Source organism: Fodinicurvata halophila (genome assembly GCF_042651425.1).
Taxonomy (GTDB): domain Bacteria; phylum Pseudomonadota; class Alphaproteobacteria; order Kiloniellales; family DSM-21159; genus Fodinicurvata; species Fodinicurvata halophila.
The window spans coordinates 867,614-890,458 of the sequence record NZ_JBHSCW010000003.1 but is presented as its reverse complement, the minus strand read 5'-3'; the positions used below and the strand labels follow the sequence as shown (position 1 = coordinate 890,458).

Below are 22,845 nucleotides of genomic sequence, written 5' to 3'. Positions count from 1 at the left end.
GTGTCTCAGGGGAGCGGGACACCTAAGGGCTTTCTGTCTTATTTAGGTTGCTTTCTGATTTCTGATACAGTAAAGCAGTAGGGTCTAGAGCCTAATAAGACAAAGGAACAAACAATGGCCCGATACGGATATGCCCGCGTTTCCACCACAGAGCAGAACCTCGACGCACAGACGGCGGCCCTGGAAGCCGCAGGGTGCGACCTGATCCGCACCGAGACAAAGAGCGGTGCCTCAAGGGAAGGACGGGAAGAGCTTGCCCTCTTGCTGGACTTCCTGCGGACAGGGGATGAACTGGTAGTGACGCGCGTAGACCGCCTCGCCCGTTCCATCAGGGACTTGCAGGAGGTGGTTCACCAGGTGCGCACCAAGGGGGCTACACTGCGCGCCACAGAGCAGCCTATAGACACCTCTACGGCCGCAGGTAAGGCGTTCCTCGATATGCTGGGGGTCTTTGCGGAGTTTGAGCTGAACATCAGGAAGGAGCGCCAGCTGGAAGGCATTGCGAAGGCGAAGGAGCGCGGTGTCTACAAGGGACGCCCCGCGAAGATCGACGTGGACCGGGTGAAAGCGCTGCGTGATCAGGGTATGGGTGCTACGGCCATCGCCAGGGAGATGGGCATTGGCCGGGCTAGTGTGTATCGGGTACTGGACGAAGCATGAGGGGCAACGCAGAGGCGAGGTGATATGGGGCGGTGCCGATGGTGCCGCCCTTTGTGTATCAAGGGTGATCCAAGCACTGTCGGGCTAATCTAAAATGTTCCTCAAGCGGAACAATAGTATTCGTTAGTTCTTGCGGCCAAGAGACCGGCTTTGTTCCTTTAGGGAAACTATCAATAGAATAATTTATGTGAATGAAGTTCTTTTCTCTGGACTTGCACTATCGTTTGTCTAATAAACAATGAGGGCGCACGGGGCGTCCCACGAACGAACGAAGGAAAAAACCAGTGAAACGTTGGATCTACTTGCAAACGCGATTTGGTGAGTTGTACGTGGAGACCCTGAGGAGTGATGACACCCCGGATTGGCCGCACCCAGAAGGTAAGCGGTGGGGTGTGGTCAAGGATGAAGGCGAGTGGCTGGTCTACGCCGGATGGCTGGCAGCCGTGGTTAGCCCGGTGGGCGTGGTGAAGCGGAGGACGGCGGAGAGGGTGCAGCTGGTGTGAACCGAAAGGTGCAGTTGACTGCACCCTGATAAGGGGAAAGCTGCGACAAAGGCTATATTGCGTAGCTTTAGACTGAATGTCCCCGAAATAGGGCACCCCTTTAGCGAAGAACGGGGGACAGACCCCAGCGGAGTTAAAGACCGGGCGCGGCCAAGTGGCTGTCCCGGTCTTTTTCGTTCGCCTGTGTCCAATCCCCTGACCCCCGTAAGATCACACAACAACTAAGGTTTCTACCAATGACAACTCAATGCGCTGCCGCTGGTTGCGGCAAGGCGAGGAAGGGCTATGGCCTTTACTGTGGGGCGCACGGCAAGCGCGCCCTCCGACACGGACATCCGCTGCAAATTGGCATCACCAAGGGCGACCTAACGTCCTACAGAAAGGAAGTCCGAAAGTTCCTCGATGGGCGGGCTGATCCCGAAGCCTGGAACAAGGCGACAGACCGGTTAAGGCTGGTCGCGGATCGCTGCATGGAGACCGACCGGATGTTCAAGGGCGGTCGGGCGATGATCAGATGGGAAGTCCAGGCGGCCCGATTGTTCCTATCCGTGTGGCAGAACGTGGACCCCAAAGCGATCATCGAGACATGCGCCTCTATGGGGATGATATGGATACGGGAGCCCAACAGGTTTCAGAGCGATAAGGCGTTCGTGACGCAAGTTGCTAGGCGGTTCACGGGACTGAGCGAGCGGAACTGTGGGACGTGGTGGAGTGAGGCGACCCAGCAGGTTCACCGCGTGTATCGAGATATCCCGCCGCGTACGGCATTGATCCTGGGTCGCATGGTTCATGTCGCTGTCGGCGTGATTGGCAACCAGATCGTGAAGGTCCAGGCAGAGCGTGAGAGGGCTGAGAAGGAAGCCCGGAACGCGATGTTTACCGCACTGGCTAGTGGGGAAGCGGCCAATGTCTGACCGGCAGGAGGCCAAGAGAGCGACCAACGGGGCCATTCGGTCCGAGCAGGTGATCCACCGGGTAGAGTTCGCTGTGCCCGGAAGTGACACGCGGGTATCCAAGACGTACCGCCTGAGGGCCCCGACACTGGGGAAGCTTCTCGACAGCGAGTTCCCGGAGAGGCGACACCTGCTGTCCCCATGGTTGAGGCAACAAGAGACCGCGATGGTCTACGCAGAGACCGGCGTGGGGAAGTCCATGTTCGCTGCCAGCGTGGCCTTGGCTGTGGCAGGGGGCGGGGAGTTCCTAGGCTGGCGACCAAAGCTGCGGGAGGGAGAGCGAGGATACCGGGTGCTCTATGTGGATGGAGAAATGCACATCCAGGACATCCAGGACCGTATGAGAGTGCTGATTAAGGCTGTCCCTGGGGTGGACCTGGAGGCGGCCAGGGGGAACCTCCAGGTCCTTGCGAGGCAGCACCAGGAGCCTGGGACGGAGTTCCCATCGATCACCGATCCGGGCGGGATGCAGTTCTACCTAGAGCACGTGAAGACGGACAAGCCTGATTTGGTGATCCTCGACAACTTCACCACCCTAGGGGAAGTCGAGGATGAGAACGCGGCGTCTTCCTTCAATGCTATCCAAGCGTTCCTCCTGGGGCTGAAGACGTGCGGAGTAGCAACCATCCTGGTTCACCATGCGGGCAAGTCGGGTGACTTCCGGGGGTCTTCCAAGCTGGCGGCAACGTTCGAGACCATCGTGAAACTGGAGCGGCCCGGCCAGAACAAGGCTATGGGCGAGGCACGGTTCCGGGTGGACTGGGACAAGGTGCGGGCGGGAGGGCCTGATGCAGTGCTGAGGCCAATTCTGGCGAAGCTGGTGAGCCAGCCGGGGGGTGATGATGGGGAGCCGATGGGGGCCGCCTGGGAGCACGAAGCTGGCGACCTGGAGCGCCTGGAGGAGATTAGCCAGATGCTCCAGCGGGGGGACTTCACGACACAGACGGAGATTGCGGACTTCTATGGGGTAACAAAGCAAGCGGTTTCCAAGTGGGTGGAGAAGGCAGAGCGTATGGCTCTTTGGACCGAGGATCAGCGGCACCGCTGGCATGCGAAGGGTAAACAGATGCGGAGACTGGGGCGGACCCATGCCCCTGTTCGCCCCGGCCTGGAGGATGACGACCAGGAGGAAGATGATACCCCGTTCTGAGGGACCGGAGTGGACGAAACGTCAACCGGCTGTAACCCACGGGAACCCTAAGGTTGCGGCTTGTCGAGACCCCTTTGTCAACCACCCCTCGTCTATAGGCGGTTGACAACCACCCTGAAGCCCGCAGAAAACCTGGACTTTCGGCGGTTGACGTGCGGAAACACCGTTGCCGCTATCTTCGACGGGCTGGTAAACGCATGACGCGACGTGAAGGTGCAATTGCGTAGCGCGCTAGGGAGCGTATGACTGCACCTAATGGCTACCGGCGGGGCGCTGAGGTGTCCCCGCTGGTTGTCTATTCGGAAGACCTGTTAGGCATTTCGAGATACCGGCGATGTACCCCCGGACTGTCATACCAAGGTGTCATACCGGGGCCGATCCGAGGCCTTTAACTCTTTGAAAAACAAGGAAAATAGGAAGTTGGCTGGGGGACCTGGACTCGAACCAGGACTAGCGGAGTCAGAGTCCGCCGTTCTACCATTAAACTATCCCCCAGCAGAGGGATCGCCATGACCGGGGCAGGGCCCCGCATGCGTTAGAGCCTTATCTAGTCGAAGCGGCCGGGGGAATGCAAGCCCCCGGGCCCATGAAAATTTTCCCATCCTCCTCGCAGAGATTTTATTCCGATTCTGCCGGACGTTCGCGGAACTGCTTTACGGCCCGCGTGAAAGGCCGCATCGGAGCGCGCAAAAAATCACTGTCACACTCTGGTCATATCCGGGGTAAAGGCCTTAGAGTTGCGGATTGCTGAGCGGCGTGTCCCACAGCCGGATTCGAGGGAGTTCCCGGCGATTTCCGGCATGGCGGACCTGCCCGCTACCTTGCAGAACAGTCCAAGTCGGAGGATCCCGGGTGCCCGTCCAGAAGGAAGCCAACAAGCGCGTTGCCGCCGCTCCCAGCGGCCTGCGGCGCAGCCCTGCTTCCCCCGCTGCGCCCGCTGCCTCTACCTCTGCACGCCGGCAAGATTCGCCGGCGCCCCTTTATGCTGCTCTCGACCTGGGCACGAACAACTGCCGCCTGCTGATCGTTAGGGCGTGTTCGGACGGCTACCGTGTGGTCGATACCTTCTCGCGCATCGTGCGCCTTGGCGAAGGGCTGGGCTGCAGTGGTCGGCTCGGCGAAGCGGCCATGGCGCGCACCCTCTCCGCACTGCAGGTCTGTGCCGGGAAGCTGCAGTATCGCGGCGTGAGGCACCTGCGTGCCGTGGCCACCGAGGCTTGCCGTCGGGCCGATAACTGCGACGCCTTCCTCGAGCGCGTGCGGCAGGAAACGGGCCTGGCTCTGGAGATCATCTCCTCCGAGGAAGAAGCCTGCCTGGCGCTGCAGGGCTGCGCTCCCTTGCTGGCGCCGGACTGCCCCGATGCTTTGGTCTTCGACATCGGTGGCGGGTCAACGGAGCTGAGCTGGCTGACCTGTTGCGGGAATTCCCTTGTAAAGAACGGAGCCTTGGCCACGGGCAACCTGCGCGCCTGGCATTCTCTGCCCATGGGCGTGGTGACCCTGGCCGAGAAGTACGGCGGGCGGGATATTGAAAGCTGTGTCTACGAAGCAATGGTGGAGGATGCCCTGACGGCGCTGCACGACTTCGAGGCCATCGCCGGCCTGCAGTTCCTGGCGCAGCAGGGCAACCTCCAGTTTCTCGGAACCTCGGGAACCGTCACCACCATGGCCGGCGTCTATCTCGATCTGGATCGCTATCAGCGCCACAAGGTGGATGGCCTCTACATGAGTTCGGAAACCGCCGGGGCCGTGATCCGTGCCATTCGACGCATGTCCTACGATGCGCGAGTGGCCCACCCCTGCATCGGTGTGCAGCGGGCCGACCTGGTGATCGCCGGCTGTGCCATTCTGGACGCCTTCCTGCGCACCTGGCCGGTGGAACGCCTGCGCGTGGCCGACCGCGGCGTGCGCGAGGGCATACTGGCCGGGTTGATCGCCCAGGGACAGGGTGTCGCCGTCTCCCAGGACTTGCTGTCAGCTGCCAAGGCGGCCGAATGAGCACCAGGAAGCGCGGCAGTGGCAAGGGGCAGCGAGGCAGCGGCGGCGCTTCGCGTCGACTGCATACGCCGGTCCGCACGGCCAAGGGGCGGCGGCCTTCCTCGACGCGTTGGCTGCAGCGCCAGCTGAACGACCCCTATGTGGCCGAGGCCAGGGCCCGCGGGTATCGCTCGCGCGCCGCTTTCAAGATCCAGCAGATCGACGAGAAGGTGCGCCTGTTCCGCCGTGGACAAGTGGTGGTCGACCTGGGGGCAGCACCTGGCGGCTGGTGTCAGGTGGCGGTGGAGAAGACGGGCAATTCCGGACGGGTGATCGGCATCGACATCCTGGAGATGGACTCCATTCCCGGCGCCGAATTGCTGGAAATGGACTTCATGGACGAAGCGGCGCCCCAGAAGCTGCGCGACCTGCTGGGCGGCGGGGCGGATGTGGTGCTCTCGGACATGGCCCCGCCCAATACCGGGCATGCCCAGACCGATCACCTGCGCATCATGGCCATGGCGGAGGCCGCCCTGGAATTTGCCGAGGAGGTCCTGAACCCGCGCGGCAGCTTTGTTGCCAAGGTCCTGCAAGGCGGCACGGAGAAGGAGCTTCTGGATCGCCTGAAGCTCAATTTCGAGAAGGTGCGGCACCTCAAGCCCCCGGCCAGCCGCAGCGATTCCGCGGAACTCTATGTGGTGGCACAGGGGTTTCGCGGCAGCGGCCGCAGCGGTGGTCCAAACTGAACGGAGCGGCAATCGGTCGGGGGCTGTGACAGTCGCTGGGACTCCTTGTTAGGGCCCGGCTTTGCTCTTGTTAGGGCAGGGTCCTTGTGTAAGATGCACCGCCAATCCGAAATCAAGGCGGTTGGCATGCAGATTCGCGACGCATTCACCTTTGACGACGTGCTTCTGGAGCCGGCGGAATCTTCTGTTCTTCCCGGCACAGCGGACACGCGCACCTCTCTGACCTCCACCATAGAACTCGGCATTCCGCTGCTCTCCTCGGCCATGGATACGGTGACCGAGAGCCGGATGGCCATTGCCATGGCCCAGGTCGGCGGCATGGGTGTGATCCACAAGAACATGACCGTGGACGAACAGGCCGACGAGGTCCGCAAGGTCAAGAAGTTCGAAAGCGGCATGGTCGTCAATCCCGTGACGATCCATCCCGACGAGCCGTTGGCCAACGCCCTGGCGCTGATGGAGACCAACGGTATCTCCGGCATTCCGGTGGTCGAGCGCAAGACGGGGCGCCTGGTGGGCATTGTTACCAACCGCGACGTGCGCTTTGCCGAGAACCGTCAGCAGCCGGTTTCGGAACTGATGACCAAGGACAACCTGATCACCGTCAACGATGGCGTCAGCCGCGACGAAGCGCGCCGCCTTCTGCATCAGTACCGCATCGAGAAGCTGCTGGTGGTGGACGAGACCTACCGCTGCACCGGCCTGATTACCGTGAAGGACATCGAGAAGGCCCAGGCCCATCCCTATGCCTGCAAGGATCCCCAGGGGCGCCTGCGTACCGCAGCGGCCATCGGGGTCGGCGACGACGGCTTTCGTCGAGGCGAGGCCCTGGTCGACGCCGGTGTCGACGTGCTGGTGGTGGATACCGCGCACGGCCATTCCCGCGGTGTCCTGGATGCCGTGGGGCGGGTCAAGAAACTGTCCAACGAAGTTCAGGTGATCGCCGGCAACGTGGCCACCGGCGATGGCGCAAAGGCACTGGTCGATTCGGGCGCCGACGCCATCAAGGTGGGCATCGGGCCGGGGTCCATCTGCACGACCCGCGTGGTGGCCGGTGTCGGTGTGCCGCAGCTGACCGCCCTGTTCGATACCGTCGAGATCTGCCGTGCCCAGAACGTACCGGTGATCGCCGACGGCGGCATCAAGTTCTCCGGCGATCTGGCCAAGGCCATGGCCGCAGGGGCGGACTGCGCCATGATCGGGTCACTGCTGGCGGGCACGGACGAGAGCCCTGGTGAGGTCTTCCTCTACCAGGGGCGGACCTACAAGGCTTATCGCGGCATGGGCTCCATCGGTGCCATGGCGCGCGGTTCCGCCGACCGCTACTTCCAGCAGGAGGTGGCCGACAACCTGAAGCTGGTGCCCGAAGGCGTCGAGGGACAGGTGCCTTACAAGGGCTCGGCCGGCACGGTGATTCACCAACTCGTCGGCGGCCTGCGCGCCGCCATGGGCTATACCGGCAACGCCAACATCCATGACATGCAGCGCAATTGCCGTTTCCTGCGCTTGACCAACGCGGGCCTGCGGGAAAGCCACGTTCATGACGTGGTGGTGACCCGTGAAGCCCCGAACTATCGCAACTAGGGTGTCCGGGGATGCAGCAGGAACCCGGGGTCCTGGCAGGAAAATGACATGACGCCTGCGGCCCGCATGCAGGCGGCGATCGAGCTCTATGAAGGCATGAACGGTACGCAGCGCCCTTCGGACCGGGTTGCCGCGGACTATTTCAGGCAGCGCCGCTATATCGGCGCCAAGGATCGTCGCGACATCACGTTGCAGTGCTACGGCGCGTTGCGGTCCCATGCCCGGCTCGACTGGTGGATCCGGACCTGCGGGGCCGAGGTGACACCGCGCCGGCAGATACTGGCCTGGCGACTGCTGGCTCTCGGCGAAAGCCTGGAGCGCCTGCGCGAGCGTCTGGGCACGGGCAAGTATGCTCCGGCAGCACCGGATGGGGAAGAGATGGAACTGCTGCAGTGCCTGTCCACGCACACGCTCGACCATCCGGACCAGCCGATGGACGTGGCGCTGGAGATGCCGGAGTGGTTGATGGAGCCGCTGAGCCATGCACTCGGTGAACGGCTAGAGCTGGAACTGACCGCCCTGCGAGAGGCGGCGGTGGTGGATTTGCGCGTCAACACCCTGAAGGCCGAACTGCCCCAAGTCCGCACGGCGCTGGCGGAGGAGGGGATCGAGACCGAGCCCTGTCCCTGGTCGCCGTTGGGCCTGCGGATCGACGGCCGGCGCCCGGTCGCAGCGACCCGGGCCTTCCGCGACGGCCTGCTGGAGGTGCAGGACGAGGGCTCGCAGTTGGTTGCCCTGCTGGCCGATGCGCGGCCGGGCCTGCGCGTCTGCGACTTCTGCGCCGGGGCGGGCGGCAAGACGCTGGCCCTGGCCGCCGCCATGGAGAACAAGGGACAGCTGCTGGCTTGCGATGTGTTGGACAAGCGCCTGAATCGCTCCTCGGTCCGCCTGCGTCGGGCAGGTGTGCACAACGTGACGCGCCGGGCCCTGTCCAGCGAGCGCGATCCCTGGCTGAAACGACACAAGCAGAGCTTCGACCGCGTGCTGGTGGATGCACCCTGTTCGGGCAGTGGGACCTGGCGGCGCAACCCCGAGGGCAAGTGGCGCTTCTCGCCGGAAGACCTGTCCGAGCTTCTCGACCTGCAGGCACGGATCCTGGAAAGCGCTGCCCGGCTGGTAAAGCCTGGCGGGCGCCTGGTCTATGCCACCTGTTCCCTGCTGCGCGAGGAGAACGAACAGCAGGTGGAGGCTTTTCTCGCGAAGCATTCGGAGTTTGCCGTCCGGCCGGTCCGCACGCTCTGGACGGAGCTGTTGCCCACGACCCTGCCTGAGGGGCAGGGCGACTATTTGCGACTATTTCCCGCGGCCCATGGTACGGATGGATTCTTCGCCGCCGTTCTCGAGCGGCAGGAGGTAGAAGGATGAATGATACGGCCTTTCGCGTGCGCGAGGCGACCGCCATGGATGGCCAGTCCCTGGCGGAGATCCATGTGGAGACCTGGCAGGCGGCCTATGCCGGCCTGGTTCCCGATGACTACCTGGTGCGGCTCTCGGTGGACGATCGGACGCGCTACTGGCGGGAACTGGCCGCCCAGCGCAAGAAAACGCAGGTCTTGGTGGCGGAGAACGCCGCGCGGCAGGTTGTGGGATTCGCCGCCTGGGGGCGCACACGGTCGAAGGACCTGCCGTACCGGGCGGAAATCTATGAACTCTACGTCCATCCCGACTGGCAGAACCAGGGGGCCGGCCGGGCCCTGATGACCGCCGTGTTCGAGGAGATTGCGGCTGCTGGTGGGTTCAACGCCTGTCTCTGGGTGCTTTCGGGCAATCACAGCCGCTTCTTCTACGAGGCCATGGGCGGGCAGTCCGTCGGGCAGCGGCGCGAGCGCTTCGCCGGCGCCGACCTGGACGAGACGGCCTATGCCTGGCCGGACCTGATCGGCTGGCTGAGGAGCGTAAAGGGCTGACCTGCCGGTGGCGAGAAACTACAAGGGCGCAACATTTTCATGCCGTTGCGGCGGCGTTCCAGGCGAGAAGGACCTAAAGACACAGCCATGACTGATCGCATCCTGATTCTCGACTTCGGTTCCCAGGTCACCCAGCTGATCGCTCGCCGCGTTCGCGAAAGCGGTGTCTACTGCGAGATCATGCCCTTCAGCGTCGAGGAAGAGCGTATCCGCAGCTTCGCCCCCAAGGGGGTGATCCTCTCCGGCGGGCCGGCCTCCACCACCAGTGAGGGCAGCCCACGCGCGCCGGAGCTGATCTTCGAGATGGGGGTGCCGGTGCTGGGCATCTGCTATGGCCAGCAAACCATGGCGATGCAGCTGAGCGGCGAGGTCGAGGGATCGGACCATCAGGAGTTCGGCAAGGCCTTCCTGGAGGTCCGCAAGGCCAGCCCGCTGTTCGAGGGTCTATGGGACGTGGGCGAACGCCACCAGGTCTGGATGAGCCATGGCGATCGCGTGGCCGCCTTGCCGGCCGGTTTCGAGGTGATCGGCACCTCCGAGGGCGCGCCTTGTGCGGCTGTGGCGGACGAGCAGCGTCGCTATTACGGGGTGCAATTCCATCCCGAGGTGGTGCACACGCCGGACGGCGGCCGGCTGCTGGCCAACTTTACCCACAGGATCGCCGGCTGTCGCGGCGACTGGACCATGGCGGCGTTCCGGGAACAGGCCATAGCGGCCATCCGGCACCAGGTGGGTGACGGCCGGGTGATCTGCGGGCTTTCGGGCGGCGTCGATTCCTCCGTGGCGGCCGTGCTGCTCCACGAGGCCATCGGTGAGCAGCTGACCTGCATCTTCGTCGACCACGGCCTGCTGCGCCAAGGCGAGGCGGAACAGGTGGTCGAGGTCTTCCGCCACCACTACAACATTCCCCTGGTGGCGCGTGACGCCAGCGAGCTGTTCCTGGGCAAGCTGGAGGGCGTCGAGGACCCGGAGGAGAAGCGCAAGATCATCGGCAACACCTTCATCGACGTCTTCGACGAGGAGGCGGCCAAGGTGGGCGGCGCGGATTTCCTGGCCCAGGGCACGCTCTATCCCGACGTGATCGAATCCGTCTCCTTCACCGGCGGGCCGTCGGTCACCATCAAGAGCCATCACAATGTGGGGGGGCTGCCCGAGCGCATGCAGATGCGGCTGGTCGAGCCGTTGCGCGAGCTGTTCAAGGACGAGGTGCGCGTGCTGGGCCGCGAACTCGGCCTGCCGGAAAGCCTGGTCGGCCGTCATCCCTTCCCGGGACCGGGCCTGGCTATCCGCATCCCCGGACCTGTGTCGCGGGAGAAGGCGGACATCCTTCGCAAGGCCGACGCCATCTATCTGGACGAGATCGCCAAGGCCGGCCTCTATGACGCGATCTGGCAGGCCTTCGCCGTACTGCTGCCGGTGCGCACCGTGGGCGTGATGGGCGATGCCCGCTCCTACGATTTCGTCTGTGCTCTGCGTGCGGTCACCTCCACCGACGGCATGACGGCCGAGAGCTATCCCTTCGACCACGGCTTCCTGGCCGGTGCGGCGACGCGCATCATCAACGAGGTGCGCGGCGTCAACCGTGTGGTCTATGACGTGACCAGCAAGCCGCCCGGGACGATTGAGTGGGAGTGACGGGCAGGGGCTCTTTGTCCCTTGCACGAGTCGCGTTGCTCAATCCGCGGTGAAATGACTGGACCACGATCTGCGGCAGCTGCTTTCCTCAGCACGGCAAAAGACTGATCGGCGGGTCGTACACTGGGGATTGCAGACTGCTTGTTGAGCAGTCTTGCAAAATGTTCTCTATTTGTTCTAATTTCTCTCGCTCAGAACGAGAGACGCCATGGAGCATGGAAATACCCCCGCGCAAGGCAGGTTCAACTTTTACCAAGAGCTGCCTGCCAGGCCCAAGCGGCCGGAGCGGCTCGTCTTCATGCTTTTTCCGGATACTGAGACATCAGTCCATATCGAACGTTTCAGCCAAGGGTTCGTTTGCCGGAATCATCTGATCGGGACACGGCTCAGGCCGGACCGACTGCACGTCTCGCTCCATCACGTTCGAGACGACAAATGCCTGCGCACCAAGTTTGTCTATGCGGCGAAGAAGGCTGCGGAAGCCGTTTCAATGCGTCCCATAGAGGTGGCTTTCCGTTTCATCACGAGTTTTGAGGGCGGCAGGCCACACAGACGGCCGCTGGTGTTGCTCGGCGAGGGAGATGCGATGTTTGATCTCCACGGCGAGCTTGGTGCTGCCATGGTGGAAAACGGGCTGCAGGCCGCGAATCAATTTACGCCCCACATGACGCTGTTCTACGGGCCAAAGGCGATTCCCGTTCAATCCATCGAGCCGATCCGCTTCACGGTCCAGGAATTCGTTCTCATACACAGCGAGCTGGGGCTCGGGCGATATAATGTACTTGGTCGCTGGTCACTGAATGATTGAGGCTTTATCTCCGAAGCTTGGCCTGACACCAGCAAGTGGTCGCCTGATCGTGATGTGGCCTGCTCATGACTGCCACAGCATTTGCCCAACCCATGGATTAGGGCGGTGCTGGAAGGGCCAGAATCATTGACGAGAGACATGATCACAGACTCTGTACTCGTTCCAGTTTCATCATGCAGAAGACGCTGGCTATTCTCATGATTTTTCCGTCGCGGGCACTGACTTCCTTGGCGACATCCCGCCACGTCGACAGATCTGCTGCAACCTCTTGAATGATCTTGCGGACCGGGTTCAGTCCGAGGCCGAAAAATACCGAGACTTCCTCCAGAAGCTCGATCGAGCAGGTGCCTTCGTCGAGGTCGATGTTGGTCGTTAGAACCCGTGTCTTTAGATCACCGGGAATTGCTTGGACGGATTGGAAAATGCTCGTTGAGCTTGGAACTTCGATCATTCTGGTGCTAGCACTTCAAGGGACAGTCGAGTGACCGGCAGGCAACTGCTCGATGACAGCACTGAAAACATAAGCGATAGAGCGAATGATCGATCTGAGAAGCGACACTTGCAGCCGTCCCACGCCGGAGATGCGCACCGCCATGGCCGAGGCCGAAGTCGGGGACGACGTCTATGGCGACGATCCCAGCGTCAAGGCGCTGGAGGTCAGAACCGCCGAGCTGCTGGGCAAGGAGGATGCGGTCTACATGCCCACCGGCACCATGACCAACCAGGTGGCGGTGCGCACGCACACCGAGCCGGGAGACGTGGTGCTGCTGGACCAGGCGGCTCATGTCTATCTGCTGGAAAATGGCGCTTCCTCAGCCTTTTCCGGAGTGCTCCCGCGATTGCTGCCGGGGGTGCGGGGGATCTTCAGTGCCAGGGATGTGGAGACCTTCCTGGCGCCAATGCATCATTTCTTTCCACCGACCATCAGTGGGCCGGTGCGCCTGATCTGCCTGGAAAACACGCACAACATCGGCGGCGGTTCGATCTGGCCGCTGGAGGCGATCCGCGACGTGGCGGAACTCGGAACGGCGCACGGTGCCGTCCTGCACCTGGACGGCGCGCGGCTCTGGCATGCCACGGCGGCCACCGGCATTGCCGAGGCCGACTATGCGGCCTCCTTTGACACGGTCAGCGTCTGCTTCTCCAAGGGACTGGGTGCGCCGGTCGGCTCCTGCCTTGTCGGCTCGAAGGAGGTTATCGCCCGGGCGCGGCGTTTCAAGCAGCAGTTCGGCGGCGGTTTCCGCCAGGCCGGCATCATCGCGGCCGGCGCCCTGCACGCGTTGGAACATCACCATCCGCGTCTGCACGAAACGCACGACAATGCACGGCGTTTCGCCGAGGGATTGGCCGCCCTGCCGCAGATCGAGATCGATCCTGGGACCGTCGAGACGAACATCGTCCGCTTCCAGCTGACGGGTATCGATGCCGGGGATTTCGTCGAGGAGGCCTACCGCCGCGGCGTGCACATGCTGCCCTCGGGGCGCGACGGGGTGCGCGTGGTCTTCTATCTCGACATCCAGGTGCCGCAGGTCGACGAGGCCCTGTCTATCATCGAGAAGAGTCTCAAGGCTCTCGTTTGAGGCGTGTCTATTCCGTGACCCGCTTCCAGCCGGCGGCCAGGAGACCGGCCCCGATCAGCAGCGAACCGCCGGTGCGATTGAGCAGGCGCTGGGTCCGCGGGCGGCTGATCCTTTCCCGGGCGGCCGCGGCCAGCAGGGCGAAGGCCGCGGCGTTGATTGCAGCGAGGATGAGGAAGGTCACTTCGAGAATCGCCATCTGTGCCAGCACCGGCTGTCCGGAGACCAGGAACTGGGGCAGGAAGGCGATGAAGAAGACGATGCTTTTCGGATTGAGGGCGGTGACCGTGTAGGTGTGGAGGAACACGGGAAGGCCACCGCGCTTGGGCGCTGGGTTGTGCGGGCTCTCAGCCTGCTCCTGCGCGACCGGGGCGCGCCACAGCCGGATTCCGAGATAGACGAGATAGGCCGCGCCAATCCACTTCAGGATCATGAAGGCGCTGGCCGACGCCGCCAGGATCGCGCCCAGTCCCATCAGGGAGGCGGTCATGGCCGTGAAGTCCCCCAGAACGACGCCGGCCACGCTGGCGCCTGCGGCCTGGCGCCCCCGGCTGAGGGCATGGGATATGACGAGCAGCATCGTCGGTCCCGGGATCATGAGCAGGATGGTCGAGGCGGCGACGAACGCCAGCCAGTGCTCCAGAGTCATTGAGCTGTTCCCTTGCAAGCTTGCTTCAGAAATCCATACGGGAAGGCTCCTGGCAAGAGGGTTCCTTGTGGGAGGAGCCCCGTTGCTCCTGGAGAGGGATGGGAAGGGGTAGAGGCTGGATGGATTCCTGCTAGGATATCCTGAGCTTTATCCAAGGCCTCATGCGGATGGCGCAGCAAGCGACAGGGGTAAAAGGGTATGCGTTATCTCAAGCCCGGGTCGGGACTGGCCCTTCTGTTGCTGGCGTTTTTCTGGCCAATGACGGCCAGTGCCTTCGATGATTGCGCGGCAGGGGACTACCTTGCCGATGCCGATCCGCGTGTGGCCGGTATGGACCTGCCTTGTGACGAGGTTGAGCGCTTCACCATTGATACACCCAAAGGAGTGCGGGAGGTCCGCATTGTCTCCAGCTATGATTTTCCGGCTGTCGACTTGCGGGTGATGCGGCGCGAAGTCCGACGCAGCGTCGAGCGTTCCGCAGCGGCCCTGTCCGACGTAGGCAGGCTGGCGCCTGATGACTTGACGATTTGGCTATCGCACTTGCTGCCAACGGAAGAGGAGGAGAGTGGCGGGTATGCTCATGATGCCCATGGTGTTGCTGTAGAGACCTCCGATGGCTGCCTGGTTGCCGTTTATGCGGGTCTTACCGGCGCACGAGGAATGGCGTTCACGATGGCACACGAGTTCTTCCATTGCGTGCAGAAGGCCGAGATGCCGGTAAAGGCAAACCTTTCGGCCAGTGACTGGTGGGTCGAGGGCACGGCCGAATGGTTTGCGAACCTTGCATTTCCAGGGACTACACACAGCCAAGGATTTGTCGCGGGCTTCGACTCCCTCTCGGATCATGTGCCGCTGACCGCACTGGGGACCGACAGCGTGGTCTTCTTCTTCTGGCTGTCCGAGACCTTCGGAGCGCCGGCCGTGGCCGACCTGATGACGGCCATGCCTGCCGAGGAGGGTCAGTCCGCCCAGCAGGATGCGCTGGCGCACGTCCTGGCGCCGACTGACTGGCAGCATTTTGCCCAGGCGTACCTGGACCAGGACCTGCGCCTTCCTGGCGGCGGGGCCGTGGCCTCCACTCCCTTTCCGGGCGATATCCATGTCTGGAACCGCAGTCGTGAGCACAGCATCACCTTCGATCGCTTCGTGCTGGCCCGGGCGCAGTTGGAGTTTGCGTGCGGCCACTGGACGTTGCGGCGTGCCACGGAGAAGGGAACCTGGAAAGTGCGTGAGCCCTCATCCCGGGACTGGGTCGAACTGCCGGAAGAGCTCACGGTGGAGGAGGGCAGCGCGAAAAGGGTCCGGTTGGCCGGATACGGCATTGAGGAAGCGGAGGGGTTCCGGCTTGTGCTGGACGGGCGCAAGGATCCCTGTCGCGGATGTCTGCTGACGGCAAGGGATGAAACGGCCGACCACTGCCTGATCGGAGGCTGGGAGCTGGTGTCGGGCGGGTACGGCAAGGTGATCGAGCGCGAGCTGCGCGACACGGGTGTCTTCCAGGACCTGCAGTACCCTGATCTGCAACGCTACCTGATCCTGCAGGCCGATGGTCGTTACGAGCAGAGCCCCACGCCCGGCGAAGGCACGAGCTCCGTTCTCAGCGAGGAGGGCGAGCTGTGGCAGGGTCTGGCTTCGTTGGCGCTGGGCGCCGCGGGTCGCTGGTCCGTCGAGGGGGAGAAGCTCCGGCTCTGCGAAGCGGAGTCCACAGTAGACTTGAACCTGGAGATCTTCGAGCCGGACGGCGATGTCTCGCGCATCCGGGAAAACCGGGACAAGGGCGGGGATGTCCTGCTGCGCACACGTCGCTATAGCTGTGAAGGCAACAGCCTCTCCATGGAGGAAACCCTTCCCGGAGCGTCGTCGGTGACCTGGGAATACCGGCGCCTGGAGTGATCCATCTTGTCCCCGCGCCGGCTTTGCTTTATTGCCGCCCCATGTTCGGTCTTTTCTCGTTTTTCGGACGCTCCAAGGAATACCGTCGGCTGGACGATGCCTTGAGCCGTGCCGGCCTGGTGGCTGGCGGCGTGCCGGATGCCGTCAAGCTGACGATCATCAGGCTCCTCAAGGAAGAGGGAGGCACGGGCGAGGAGAACTGTGCCCGGGCCGCAAACGTCCTGGCCTACTGCCTGCTGGGGTCTTCTGACTACGCTGCGCATCACGGGGCCCAGGCCCTGACGGCCCTCGACGAAACCTGCCAGAACGCTCCAAAATACCCGGACTCCCTGGAGGCGCGCGTCATTGTTCTGACTTTGCATAGCGGTCTGGCTCACGAACAGGTACAGGAACGCTTCAGTTTCGAGACAGACTAACCTGCGCGCCCAGGCGGAAGGAATTTCCCGCCTGAAGGTTGTCATACCCAGCAAGCGTTCTCGCAATTGCATGCTGGATTATGTTTAATCGTGTCAGCCGAGAGGAGGCGTGGTGATGGCGATCGAAGATACTGCAATTGCCGAAGGATTGGTGCGTCCGCTGGTCAGGGCCTTCTTCGACACGCGCACATCCAGTCTCCAGTACGTGGTTCACGACCCTGCGACAAAGAAGGGCGTCATCATCGACCCGGTGCTCGACTTCGAGGAAAGGGCGGGCAGCACGGCCACCGTGAATGCCGATGCCATTCTGGACTACGTCCGTACGAAGCAGATCGAACTGGAATGGATCCTGGATACTCATCCCCATGCCGATCATTTCTCGGCGGCGGGCTATCTGAGGGAAAGGACGGACGCACCGATTGCCATCGGCGAAAAGGTCGTCGGTGTCCAGGAGTTCTGGAAGCGGCTCTACAATCTGGAGGACTTTTCCGCGGACGGGTCCCAGTGGGACAGACTGTTCGCCGATGGCGAGACCTTCCGCATCGGGGACCTGGAGGCACGGGTCATGCTCTGTCCGGGGCATACGCCAGCCTCCGTGACCTATGTCATCGGCGATGCGGCGTTCGTGCATGACACGCTGTTCATGCCGGACGGTGGAACAGCGCGTGCGGATTTTCCCGGCGGCGATGCCGGGCAACTGTGGGAGTCTATCCAGAAAATCCTTTCCTTGCCCGACGAGACCCGTCTTTTCACCGGTCACGACTACCAGCCTGGCGGCCGGGAGCCGCGCTGGGAGAGCACGGTGGCGGAGCAGAAGCGCGCGAACCTGCATGTCGCGGACAAGGATGCCGAGGGGTATGTGGCCCTGCGCGAGGCGCGCGATCGTACCCTGACCATGCCGAAGCTGATCCTGCAGTCCCTGCAGGTGAACATCAGGGGCGGCTGCCTGCCAGCGGCGGAGGACAACGATGTCCGCTATCTGAAGATTCCGTTGGACCGGTTCCGGGACATGTCCTGGGGGCAGACATAAGCCCTGTGAGGGTGACACGGGGCGTCAGGGCTGTCTTCTCCCAGTCCCCAGCCTTTGACCGCGCTGCTCCGTCCTCCAGCGTAAAACGCTCAGACCACTTCCAGCTTCTTGCGGAAGTAATCCAGCAGGTCCGTCAGCCGTCCCTTGCGGGCAAGCATCTTCTGGGTGTCGAAAAGCATGTATTCGGGAACATTGCCCGTCGTCTGCATGCGCTTGGCGATGGTGAACAAGGGCCTGTCGAAGCTGTGACGGAAAACGGAGAACATGGCCATGCCGGGCTTGTGGTCGATCGCATAGTCGCGCCATTCGCCGTCGGCGACCTGGTGACTGTAGAGGGACAGCAGGGCATCAAGCTCGGTTCTGTTGAAATAGAGCGGCGTGGCGCGTTGTTTGCGGTCGATCCGAATGTCTTCGAGCCGCACGACCTTTGCCATAGGCTGCCTACCTTCTCTTCCCTTCGCGCTCTTTTCGAGTGTCGCCCATTTGCCGCTGAGCGTCCACAGCCGATCTAACGCCGGCAAGCGGATGCCTGCATGATACAGAGTTAGAATTCATGCGCAATTTCCCTTATCAAGCCGGGGCAGGCAAGCTATGTTGCTGCGCGGCTGCCGGCAGGGTAAGGACGGCAGGCGCAGAGACAAGACAAGAGGGACCGGGCAGGCAGCGGATGATAACCGTCCACCCGGTTCCGTTGAATGTTCAAGCCGAGGGGCTGTCGTGAGCGATATATTCCGCGAAGTTGATGAAGAGGTCCGCCGCGACAAGTGGGTGGCCTTTGGAAAGAAGTATGGTGTCTACATCGGTATTGCCGTGGCTGCGGTCGTGCTGACGGTGGCAGGGAACGAGGGCTGGAAGGCCTGGCAGCAACAGCAGAGGACCGAAGCGTCCCAGCGCTATTTCGTTGCCAGCCAACAGACCGACGCCGAGGAGGACCCGGAGACGGCTCTAAGCGCGTTCGAGGAGATCGCCTCGGGAGATAGCAGCGGCTACAGCGTCCTGGCGGCCTTCCAGGAGGCTGGTATCCTGGCGCGCAACGGCAGTCCCGAAGAAGCCGCAGCAACGCTGGAATCCGTGGCGGGCAGTTCGGCTCCACAGGTGTGGCGCGGTGCCGCCCTGATCCAGGCGGCACAGTATCGCCTGGATATGGGGGATTATCAGGCGGCGGAGGATATGCTCTCGGAGCAGATCGAAAACCAGGGCCCCTATCGTCCGCTTGCCCTGGAGGTCGCCGCGCTGGCCGCCCTCGAGCAAGGCGATACGGCGCGTGCCCGCGAACATCTTGAGGCAATTGCCGATGACGCCCAGGCATCCGGCCGTGTGCGCCAGCGCGCCACACAGATGCTTGCCACCATCTCGGAGTGAACACGCGATGTCGAACAAACTGCTAAGCACACTGGCGCTGTCCGGGCTTCTTCTGCTTGGGGGCTGTGGAACCTTCGATGGCTGGTTCGGAGAGCCCGAGGCTCCGCCGTTGCCTGGTGAGCGTATCTCTGTGCTGGAAAGCGATCGCGCGCTTGAGCCCAATGCGGAAGCCCAGGACACGCGGGTCTCCGTGCCGCCTGCCGAGCGCAACAGGGACTGGGCCCAAAGCGGGGGCAACGCTCAAAACGACCTGCAGAACCTGGCGCTCAGCAGTTCGCTGAACGTGGCCTGGAGTAGCAGTATCGGGAGCGGCAACACCGAGAGCAATCGCCTGTTGGCGCAGCCGATTGTCGTAGGCGACACTGTCTATGCCATGGATTCCCATAGTCGCGTCTCGGCGTTCAACACCGGGAACGGTGGCCAGAAGTGGCGGGCCGACCTGTCGGGGGACAAGGACAGTGACGGCCGCTTCGGAGGCGGACTGGCCTATGCGGAGGGTACCCTGTACGCGACCACGGGCTTTGGCGAGGTCTTTGCCCTGAATCCGGCGAACGGGGAAGTGCGCTGGGAGAACACGACACTGCTGCCGATCCGTGCAGCGCCCACGGTGGCAAACGAGCAGGTCTATGTGATCTCTCTCGACAACCGGCTCTATGCCTTCGATGCCGACAGCGGCGAGCGTCTCTGGGACTTTGCTGGAATCGAAGAGGAGACCGCCTTCATTGGCGCCGCGGCGCCCGCTGCCAACGACAGCTCCGTTGTGGCGGCCTTTTCCTCGGGTGAGGTGGTCTCGGTAATGGCCCGAAACGGCCGTGCGCTCTGGGACGATGGCCTTGCCGGGTTCCGCCGTTCGGATCGCAGTCGGGACCTTTCCCACATTCGCGGCATGCCGGTCCTGGATCGCGGATTGCTGACGGCGATCAGCAATGCCGGCCTTATGGTGGCCATCGACCAGCGCCGTGGCCTGCGGGTCTGGGAAGCCGAAATCGGCGGGATTGAAATGCCCTGGTCAGCGGGCAACATGATCTATGTCCTGTCGAACAACAACGAGCTGGTCGCCCTTGTCCGCGAAGAGGGCACGATACGCTGGGTTTCGGAACTGCCGCGTTTCGAGGACCCGGAAGACCGCGAGGATCCCATTGTCTGGCACGGACCGATCATGGGAGGTGGGAACCTGATCGTTGCCAGCAACACTGGAGAGTTGCGTCTCTATCAGGCAGAGACCGGTGAAATGGCGGGCCGCATCAACCTGCCGGCAGGGGCTGCACTCACCCCGGTGGTTGCCGGCGAGACGCTGTATGTCATCACCGTGGATGGGCGCCTTCTGGCCCTGCGCTGAGTAAATCGTTCCATGGCTTTCACACTTGCGATCATCGGCCGGCCCAACGTCGGCAAGTCCACTCTGTTCAATCGTCTGGTGGGGCGAAGAGTGGCGCTGGTTGACGACCAGCCGGGTGTGACCCGGGATCGACGGGAAGGGCAGGGGCATCTCTTTGACCTTGAGTTCACGGTGATCGATACCGCCGGGCTGGATGACGTGAACGATGACAGCCTGGAAGCACGCATGCGGCGCCAGACGGAGCTGGCCGTGCGAGATGCAGATGCGGTGATCATGATGATCGACGCGCGGGCCGGCGTGACACCCTTGGACCAGTACTTTGGCGACTGGCTGCGACGCGGGGAGGTACCTGTCCTGCTGGCTGCCAACAAGGCGGAGGGGATTGCAGGTGAAGCCGGCCGCTTGGATGCCTACAGCCTGGGACTGGGTGAGCCCATTGCCCTGTCGGCGGAGCATGGGCTGGGGCTGGACGAGCTCTACGAGTTTCTCAACCCCCTGTTCCCCGAGGCCGAGGAGCCTGAGGAGGAAGAGGAGGAGTTCGGTCTGGAGGAAGACAGGGGGCCACTGCAGCTGGCTGTCGTGGGGCGCCCCAATGTCGGAAAATCCACCCTGATCAACAAGCTGCTGGGCGAGGAACGACTGCTGACCGGTCCCGAAGCCGGGATCACGCGCGATTCCATTTCGGTGGACTGGGATTTCAAGGGGCGCCCCATACGCCTGGTCGATACCGCCGGCTTGCGGCGGCGCTCGCGTGTCGAGGACAAGGTGGAGCGCCTGTCCATCGCCGATACGAAGCGCTCGATCGACTATGCCCAGGTGGTGGTTCTGGTTCTCGATGCAGGCCTGGGCCTCGAGAAGCAGGACCTGACCATCGCCCGTCAGGTCGAGGAGGAGGGCCGCGCCCTGGTGATCGCCGTGAACAAGTGGGATGCCTGCGAGGACAGGCAGGGCACCATGCGGGCAATCCGCGACCGCCTGCAGCGCTCGTTTCCGCAGACCAGGGGTATTCCTGTGGTTCCCATTTCGGCACGCGAGGGGCGCGGACTGCCGCGCTTGCTGGATGCGGTAATGGCGGCCTATGAAGTCTGGAACAAGCGCCTGTCGACAGGGTTGCTCAACCGCTGGCTCGAGGATGTGGCGTCAGCGCATCCACCACCGGCTCCTGGTGGACGGCGCATTCGCATGAAATACATCACCCAGGCGCGCACGCGCCCTCCGACGTTTGCCATATCCTGTTCGAATCCGACGGACCTGCCGGACTCCTACCTGCGCTATCTGGAGAACGCGTTGCGCGAGGATTTCGACATGCCCGGCACGCCGATCCGCATGCACCTGAAGAAGCCGAAGAACCCCTACGTTTCCTGAACCGACGCGCCCTGTCATGGACGAGGCAGGGCAATCACCTCGCCGGTGCGATCGTAGTCCGGCTGCAGGGGGGGCAGGAAAGCCGCAGCGATTTCCTCCGGTGTGCGCAGCGTCTCCGGATTTTCGCCGGGGAAAGCCTCGGCGCGCATGGACGTGCGGATAGGACCGGGCGAGAGCAGATTGGCCCTGATGCCGAACTTCTGCACCTCTTCGGCGTAGCTCTTCACGAGGGCGTCCAGGGCCGCCTTGGTGGCGGCGTAGAGAGACCAGTAGGCATTGGCCTTGCTGGCCTGTCCGGATGTGACGAAAAGGGCACGTCCAGCCTCGGAGAGGCGCAGCAGGGGGTCGAGGCTGCGTAGCAGGCGGTAATTGGCATGGACGTTGATCGTGAAGGTCTCCTCCCAGGTCTTTGGCGGAATGTGAGCGACAGGAGAGAGCACGCCCAGAGCGCCGGCATTGCCGACCAGGACATCCAGCTTTCCGTAGCGTTCGTAGAGAGCGGCTCCGATGCCGTCGATGCGGTCCAGTTCCGTCAAATCCAGCGGTACGAGGGTGGGCTTCAGCCCGCCGGCCTTGCAGATCTCGTCGTCCACTTCCTCCAGGGCACCCACGGTGCGGGCGACCAGGACCGTCTGCGCACCTTCCGCGGCCAGCAGTTTTGCGACGGCTCGACCGATACCGCGCGTGGCGCCTGTGACCAGGGCAACACGGCCGTTGAAGCTGCCGGATCGGGAGGTTTCACTCTCACCCGGAGAGGGGGCGTTGCTGTCCGCCATCCTGATCTTTCCTTTTCACCTGTCGAGGGCTGCAAAACAAGGTCCGTCCGGCATATTCCAGCAGGGCGGCGAAAGCAACGCCGATCACGAGGCCGAGCCCCGCATAAACCAGGCCTTCCAGGGTCAGCGGCAGCGCCGGCTGGAAATGCGCCGCCACCGAGCGAGCGATCTGGGGGTCCAGATGCTGCAGGAAAAGGAAGGGGCGACTCAGCGGATCACTCAGAAGAAGCGCTTCGTAGGCGGCTTCCAGCCTTTGATGGTCGGCCAGAGCCTGCCCGGCATCCTCCAGCAGTGTTCTCGTATAGGGGCCGCTCTCCCTGCTGGCGCGTTCGAGGAACTCTTCGGGAGCAAGGCCCTTGTCGCGGGCATCGCTGAGGAGGTTGCTGAGATCCGCACGCACCTGATCCAGTCGGCCGGCCAATTGTTGCCGGTACTGGACCTGGAACGCCGGGAACTGTCCGGCGGCCGCTGCGCCGAGGCAGCCGAACAGGGCATTTGTGATGCGCCCCAGCATG

The 22,845-nt window shown here is 63.0% G+C and carries 23 protein-coding genes and 1 tRNA gene; 18 read left to right on the top strand and 6 right to left on the bottom strand.

The window, feature by feature from the left end; genetic code table 11:
• Window positions 1–114: 114 nt before the first annotated feature.
• The 4 genes from ACFOW6_RS09060 (at window position 115) to ACFOW6_RS09045 (ending at window position 3,266) form a co-directional block, all read left to right on the top strand.
• A complete protein-coding gene (locus ACFOW6_RS09060) occupies window positions 115–660 on the top strand; it encodes a recombinase family protein (RefSeq protein ID WP_382422012.1) in 546 nt (181 codons plus the stop codon).
• 329 nt (window positions 661–989) lie between these two features.
• On the top strand, window positions 990–1,163 hold the full coding sequence (locus ACFOW6_RS09055; RefSeq protein ID WP_382422011.1) for a hypothetical protein: 174 nt from the start codon (window positions 990–992) through the stop codon (window positions 1,161–1,163).
• Between the two features lie 470 nt (window positions 1,164–1,633).
• On the top strand, window positions 1,634–2,077 hold the full coding sequence (locus ACFOW6_RS09050) for a hypothetical protein (RefSeq protein ID WP_382422010.1): 444 nt from the start codon (window positions 1,634–1,636) through the stop codon (window positions 2,075–2,077).
• A complete protein-coding gene (locus ACFOW6_RS09045; RefSeq protein ID WP_382422009.1) occupies window positions 2,070–3,266 on the top strand; it encodes an AAA family ATPase in 1,197 nt (398 codons plus the stop codon). Before ACFOW6_RS09050 ends, ACFOW6_RS09045 begins: the two co-directional genes overlap by 8 nt.
• Window positions 3,267–3,687: 421 nt before the next feature.
• Here ACFOW6_RS09045 and ACFOW6_RS09040 read toward each other — a convergent pair.
• Window positions 3,688–3,761 (bottom strand) — tRNA-Gln (locus ACFOW6_RS09040).
• Between the two features lie 357 nt (window positions 3,762–4,118).
• Here ACFOW6_RS09040 and ACFOW6_RS09035 point away from each other — a divergent pair.
• The 7 genes from ACFOW6_RS09035 (at window position 4,119) to ACFOW6_RS09005 (ending at window position 11,923) form a co-directional block, all read left to right on the top strand.
• Window positions 4,119–5,264, top strand: a complete 1,146-nt coding sequence (locus tag ACFOW6_RS09035) for a Ppx/GppA phosphatase family protein (RefSeq protein WP_382422008.1) — start codon at window positions 4,119–4,121, stop codon at window positions 5,262–5,264.
• A complete protein-coding gene (locus ACFOW6_RS09030; RefSeq protein ID WP_382422007.1) occupies window positions 5,261–5,989 on the top strand; it encodes an RlmE family RNA methyltransferase in 729 nt (242 codons plus the stop codon). The genes ACFOW6_RS09035 and ACFOW6_RS09030 overlap by 4 nt, the downstream gene beginning before the upstream one ends.
• Window positions 5,990–6,115: 126 nt before the next feature.
• On the top strand, window positions 6,116–7,573 hold the full coding sequence (gene guaB, locus ACFOW6_RS09025) for an IMP dehydrogenase (RefSeq protein ID WP_382422006.1): 1,458 nt from the start codon (window positions 6,116–6,118) through the stop codon (window positions 7,571–7,573).
• 48 nt (window positions 7,574–7,621) lie between these two features.
• Window positions 7,622–8,938 carry an RsmB/NOP family class I SAM-dependent RNA methyltransferase gene (locus ACFOW6_RS09020; protein WP_382422005.1) on the top strand — a complete coding sequence of 439 codons (1,317 nt, stop codon included), beginning with the start codon at window positions 7,622–7,624 and terminating at the stop codon, window positions 8,936–8,938.
• The gene (locus tag ACFOW6_RS09015; protein WP_382422004.1) at window positions 8,935–9,480 is read left to right on the top strand and encodes a GNAT family N-acetyltransferase; all 546 of its coding nucleotides are present in this window, start codon (window positions 8,935–8,937) and stop codon (window positions 9,478–9,480) included. Before ACFOW6_RS09020 ends, ACFOW6_RS09015 begins: the two co-directional genes overlap by 4 nt.
• 87 nt (window positions 9,481–9,567) lie before the next feature.
• Window positions 9,568–11,115 carry a glutamine-hydrolyzing GMP synthase gene (gene guaA / locus ACFOW6_RS09010; protein ID WP_382422003.1) on the top strand — a complete coding sequence of 516 codons (1,548 nt, stop codon included), beginning with the start codon at window positions 9,568–9,570 and terminating at the stop codon, window positions 11,113–11,115.
• Between the two features lie 208 nt (window positions 11,116–11,323).
• A complete protein-coding gene (locus tag ACFOW6_RS09005; RefSeq protein WP_382422002.1) occupies window positions 11,324–11,923 on the top strand; it encodes a 2'-5' RNA ligase family protein in 600 nt (199 codons plus the stop codon).
• A gap of 142 nt (window positions 11,924–12,065) precedes the next feature.
• Here ACFOW6_RS09005 and ACFOW6_RS09000 read toward each other — a convergent pair whose 3' ends face one another.
• Complete coding sequence (locus ACFOW6_RS09000) at window positions 12,066–12,374, bottom strand: hypothetical protein (RefSeq protein ID WP_382422001.1); 309 nt, start codon at window positions 12,372–12,374, stop codon at window positions 12,066–12,068.
• Between the two features lie 85 nt (window positions 12,375–12,459).
• Between ACFOW6_RS09000 and ACFOW6_RS08995 the strand changes: the two genes are divergently transcribed.
• Window positions 12,460–13,503, top strand: a complete 1,044-nt coding sequence (locus tag ACFOW6_RS08995) for a threonine aldolase family protein (RefSeq protein ID WP_382422000.1) — start codon at window positions 12,460–12,462, stop codon at window positions 13,501–13,503.
• A 7-nt stretch (window positions 13,504–13,510) separates the two neighbouring features.
• Here the strand turns inward: ACFOW6_RS08995 and ACFOW6_RS08990 are convergent, their stop codons facing one another.
• On the bottom strand, window positions 13,511–14,149 hold the full coding sequence (locus ACFOW6_RS08990; RefSeq protein WP_382421999.1) for a LysE family translocator: 639 nt from the start codon (window positions 14,147–14,149) through the stop codon (window positions 13,511–13,513).
• A 198-nt stretch (window positions 14,150–14,347) separates the two neighbouring features.
• On the opposite strand from ACFOW6_RS08990, the gene ACFOW6_RS08985 reads away from it, so the two are divergent.
• The 3 genes from ACFOW6_RS08985 to ACFOW6_RS08975 all read left to right on the top strand — a co-directional run bounded on the left by ACFOW6_RS08985 (window position 14,348) and on the right by ACFOW6_RS08975 (window position 17,488).
• Window positions 14,348–16,042, top strand: a complete 1,695-nt coding sequence (locus tag ACFOW6_RS08985) for a hypothetical protein (protein ID WP_382421998.1) — start codon at window positions 14,348–14,350, stop codon at window positions 16,040–16,042.
• Complete coding sequence (locus ACFOW6_RS08980) at window positions 16,039–16,458, top strand: hypothetical protein (protein WP_382421997.1); 420 nt, start codon at window positions 16,039–16,041, stop codon at window positions 16,456–16,458. The genes ACFOW6_RS08985 and ACFOW6_RS08980 overlap by 4 nt, the downstream gene beginning before the upstream one ends.
• A 115-nt stretch (window positions 16,459–16,573) precedes the next feature.
• Window positions 16,574–17,488 carry an MBL fold metallo-hydrolase gene (locus ACFOW6_RS08975; protein ID WP_382421996.1) on the top strand — a complete coding sequence of 305 codons (915 nt, stop codon included), beginning with the start codon at window positions 16,574–16,576 and terminating at the stop codon, window positions 17,486–17,488.
• Window positions 17,489–17,577: 89 nt separating this feature from the next.
• Here ACFOW6_RS08975 and ACFOW6_RS08970 read toward each other — a convergent pair whose 3' ends face one another.
• Window positions 17,578–17,922 carry a DUF2794 domain-containing protein gene (locus tag ACFOW6_RS08970; RefSeq protein WP_382421995.1) on the bottom strand — a complete coding sequence of 115 codons (345 nt, stop codon included), beginning with the start codon at window positions 17,920–17,922 and terminating at the stop codon, window positions 17,578–17,580.
• 283 nt (window positions 17,923–18,205) lie between these two features.
• On the opposite strand from ACFOW6_RS08970, the gene ACFOW6_RS08965 reads away from it, so the two are divergent.
• From ACFOW6_RS08965 to der, 3 genes are read left to right on the top strand one after another with little or no spacing between them, the layout of a single operon-like run.
• Window positions 18,206–18,850, top strand: a complete 645-nt coding sequence (locus tag ACFOW6_RS08965; protein ID WP_382421994.1) for a tetratricopeptide repeat protein — start codon at window positions 18,206–18,208, stop codon at window positions 18,848–18,850.
• Window positions 18,851–18,857: 7 nt separating this feature from the next.
• Window positions 18,858–20,189, top strand: a complete 1,332-nt coding sequence (locus ACFOW6_RS08960) for an outer membrane protein assembly factor BamB family protein (protein WP_382421993.1) — start codon at window positions 18,858–18,860, stop codon at window positions 20,187–20,189.
• 12 nt (window positions 20,190–20,201) lie between these two features.
• A complete protein-coding gene (gene der, locus ACFOW6_RS08955) occupies window positions 20,202–21,554 on the top strand; it encodes a ribosome biogenesis GTPase Der (RefSeq protein ID WP_382421992.1) in 1,353 nt (450 codons plus the stop codon).
• Window positions 21,555–21,568: 14 nt separating this feature from the next.
• Here der and ACFOW6_RS08950 read toward each other — a convergent pair whose 3' ends face one another.
• A complete protein-coding gene (locus tag ACFOW6_RS08950) occupies window positions 21,569–22,330 on the bottom strand; it encodes an SDR family NAD(P)-dependent oxidoreductase (protein ID WP_382421991.1) in 762 nt (253 codons plus the stop codon).
• On the bottom strand, window positions 22,299–22,844 hold the full coding sequence (locus ACFOW6_RS08945) for a DUF2937 family protein (RefSeq protein WP_382421990.1): 546 nt from the start codon (window positions 22,842–22,844) through the stop codon (window positions 22,299–22,301). The genes ACFOW6_RS08950 and ACFOW6_RS08945 overlap by 32 nt, the downstream gene beginning before the upstream one ends.
• Window position 22,845 lies beyond the last annotated feature (1 nt).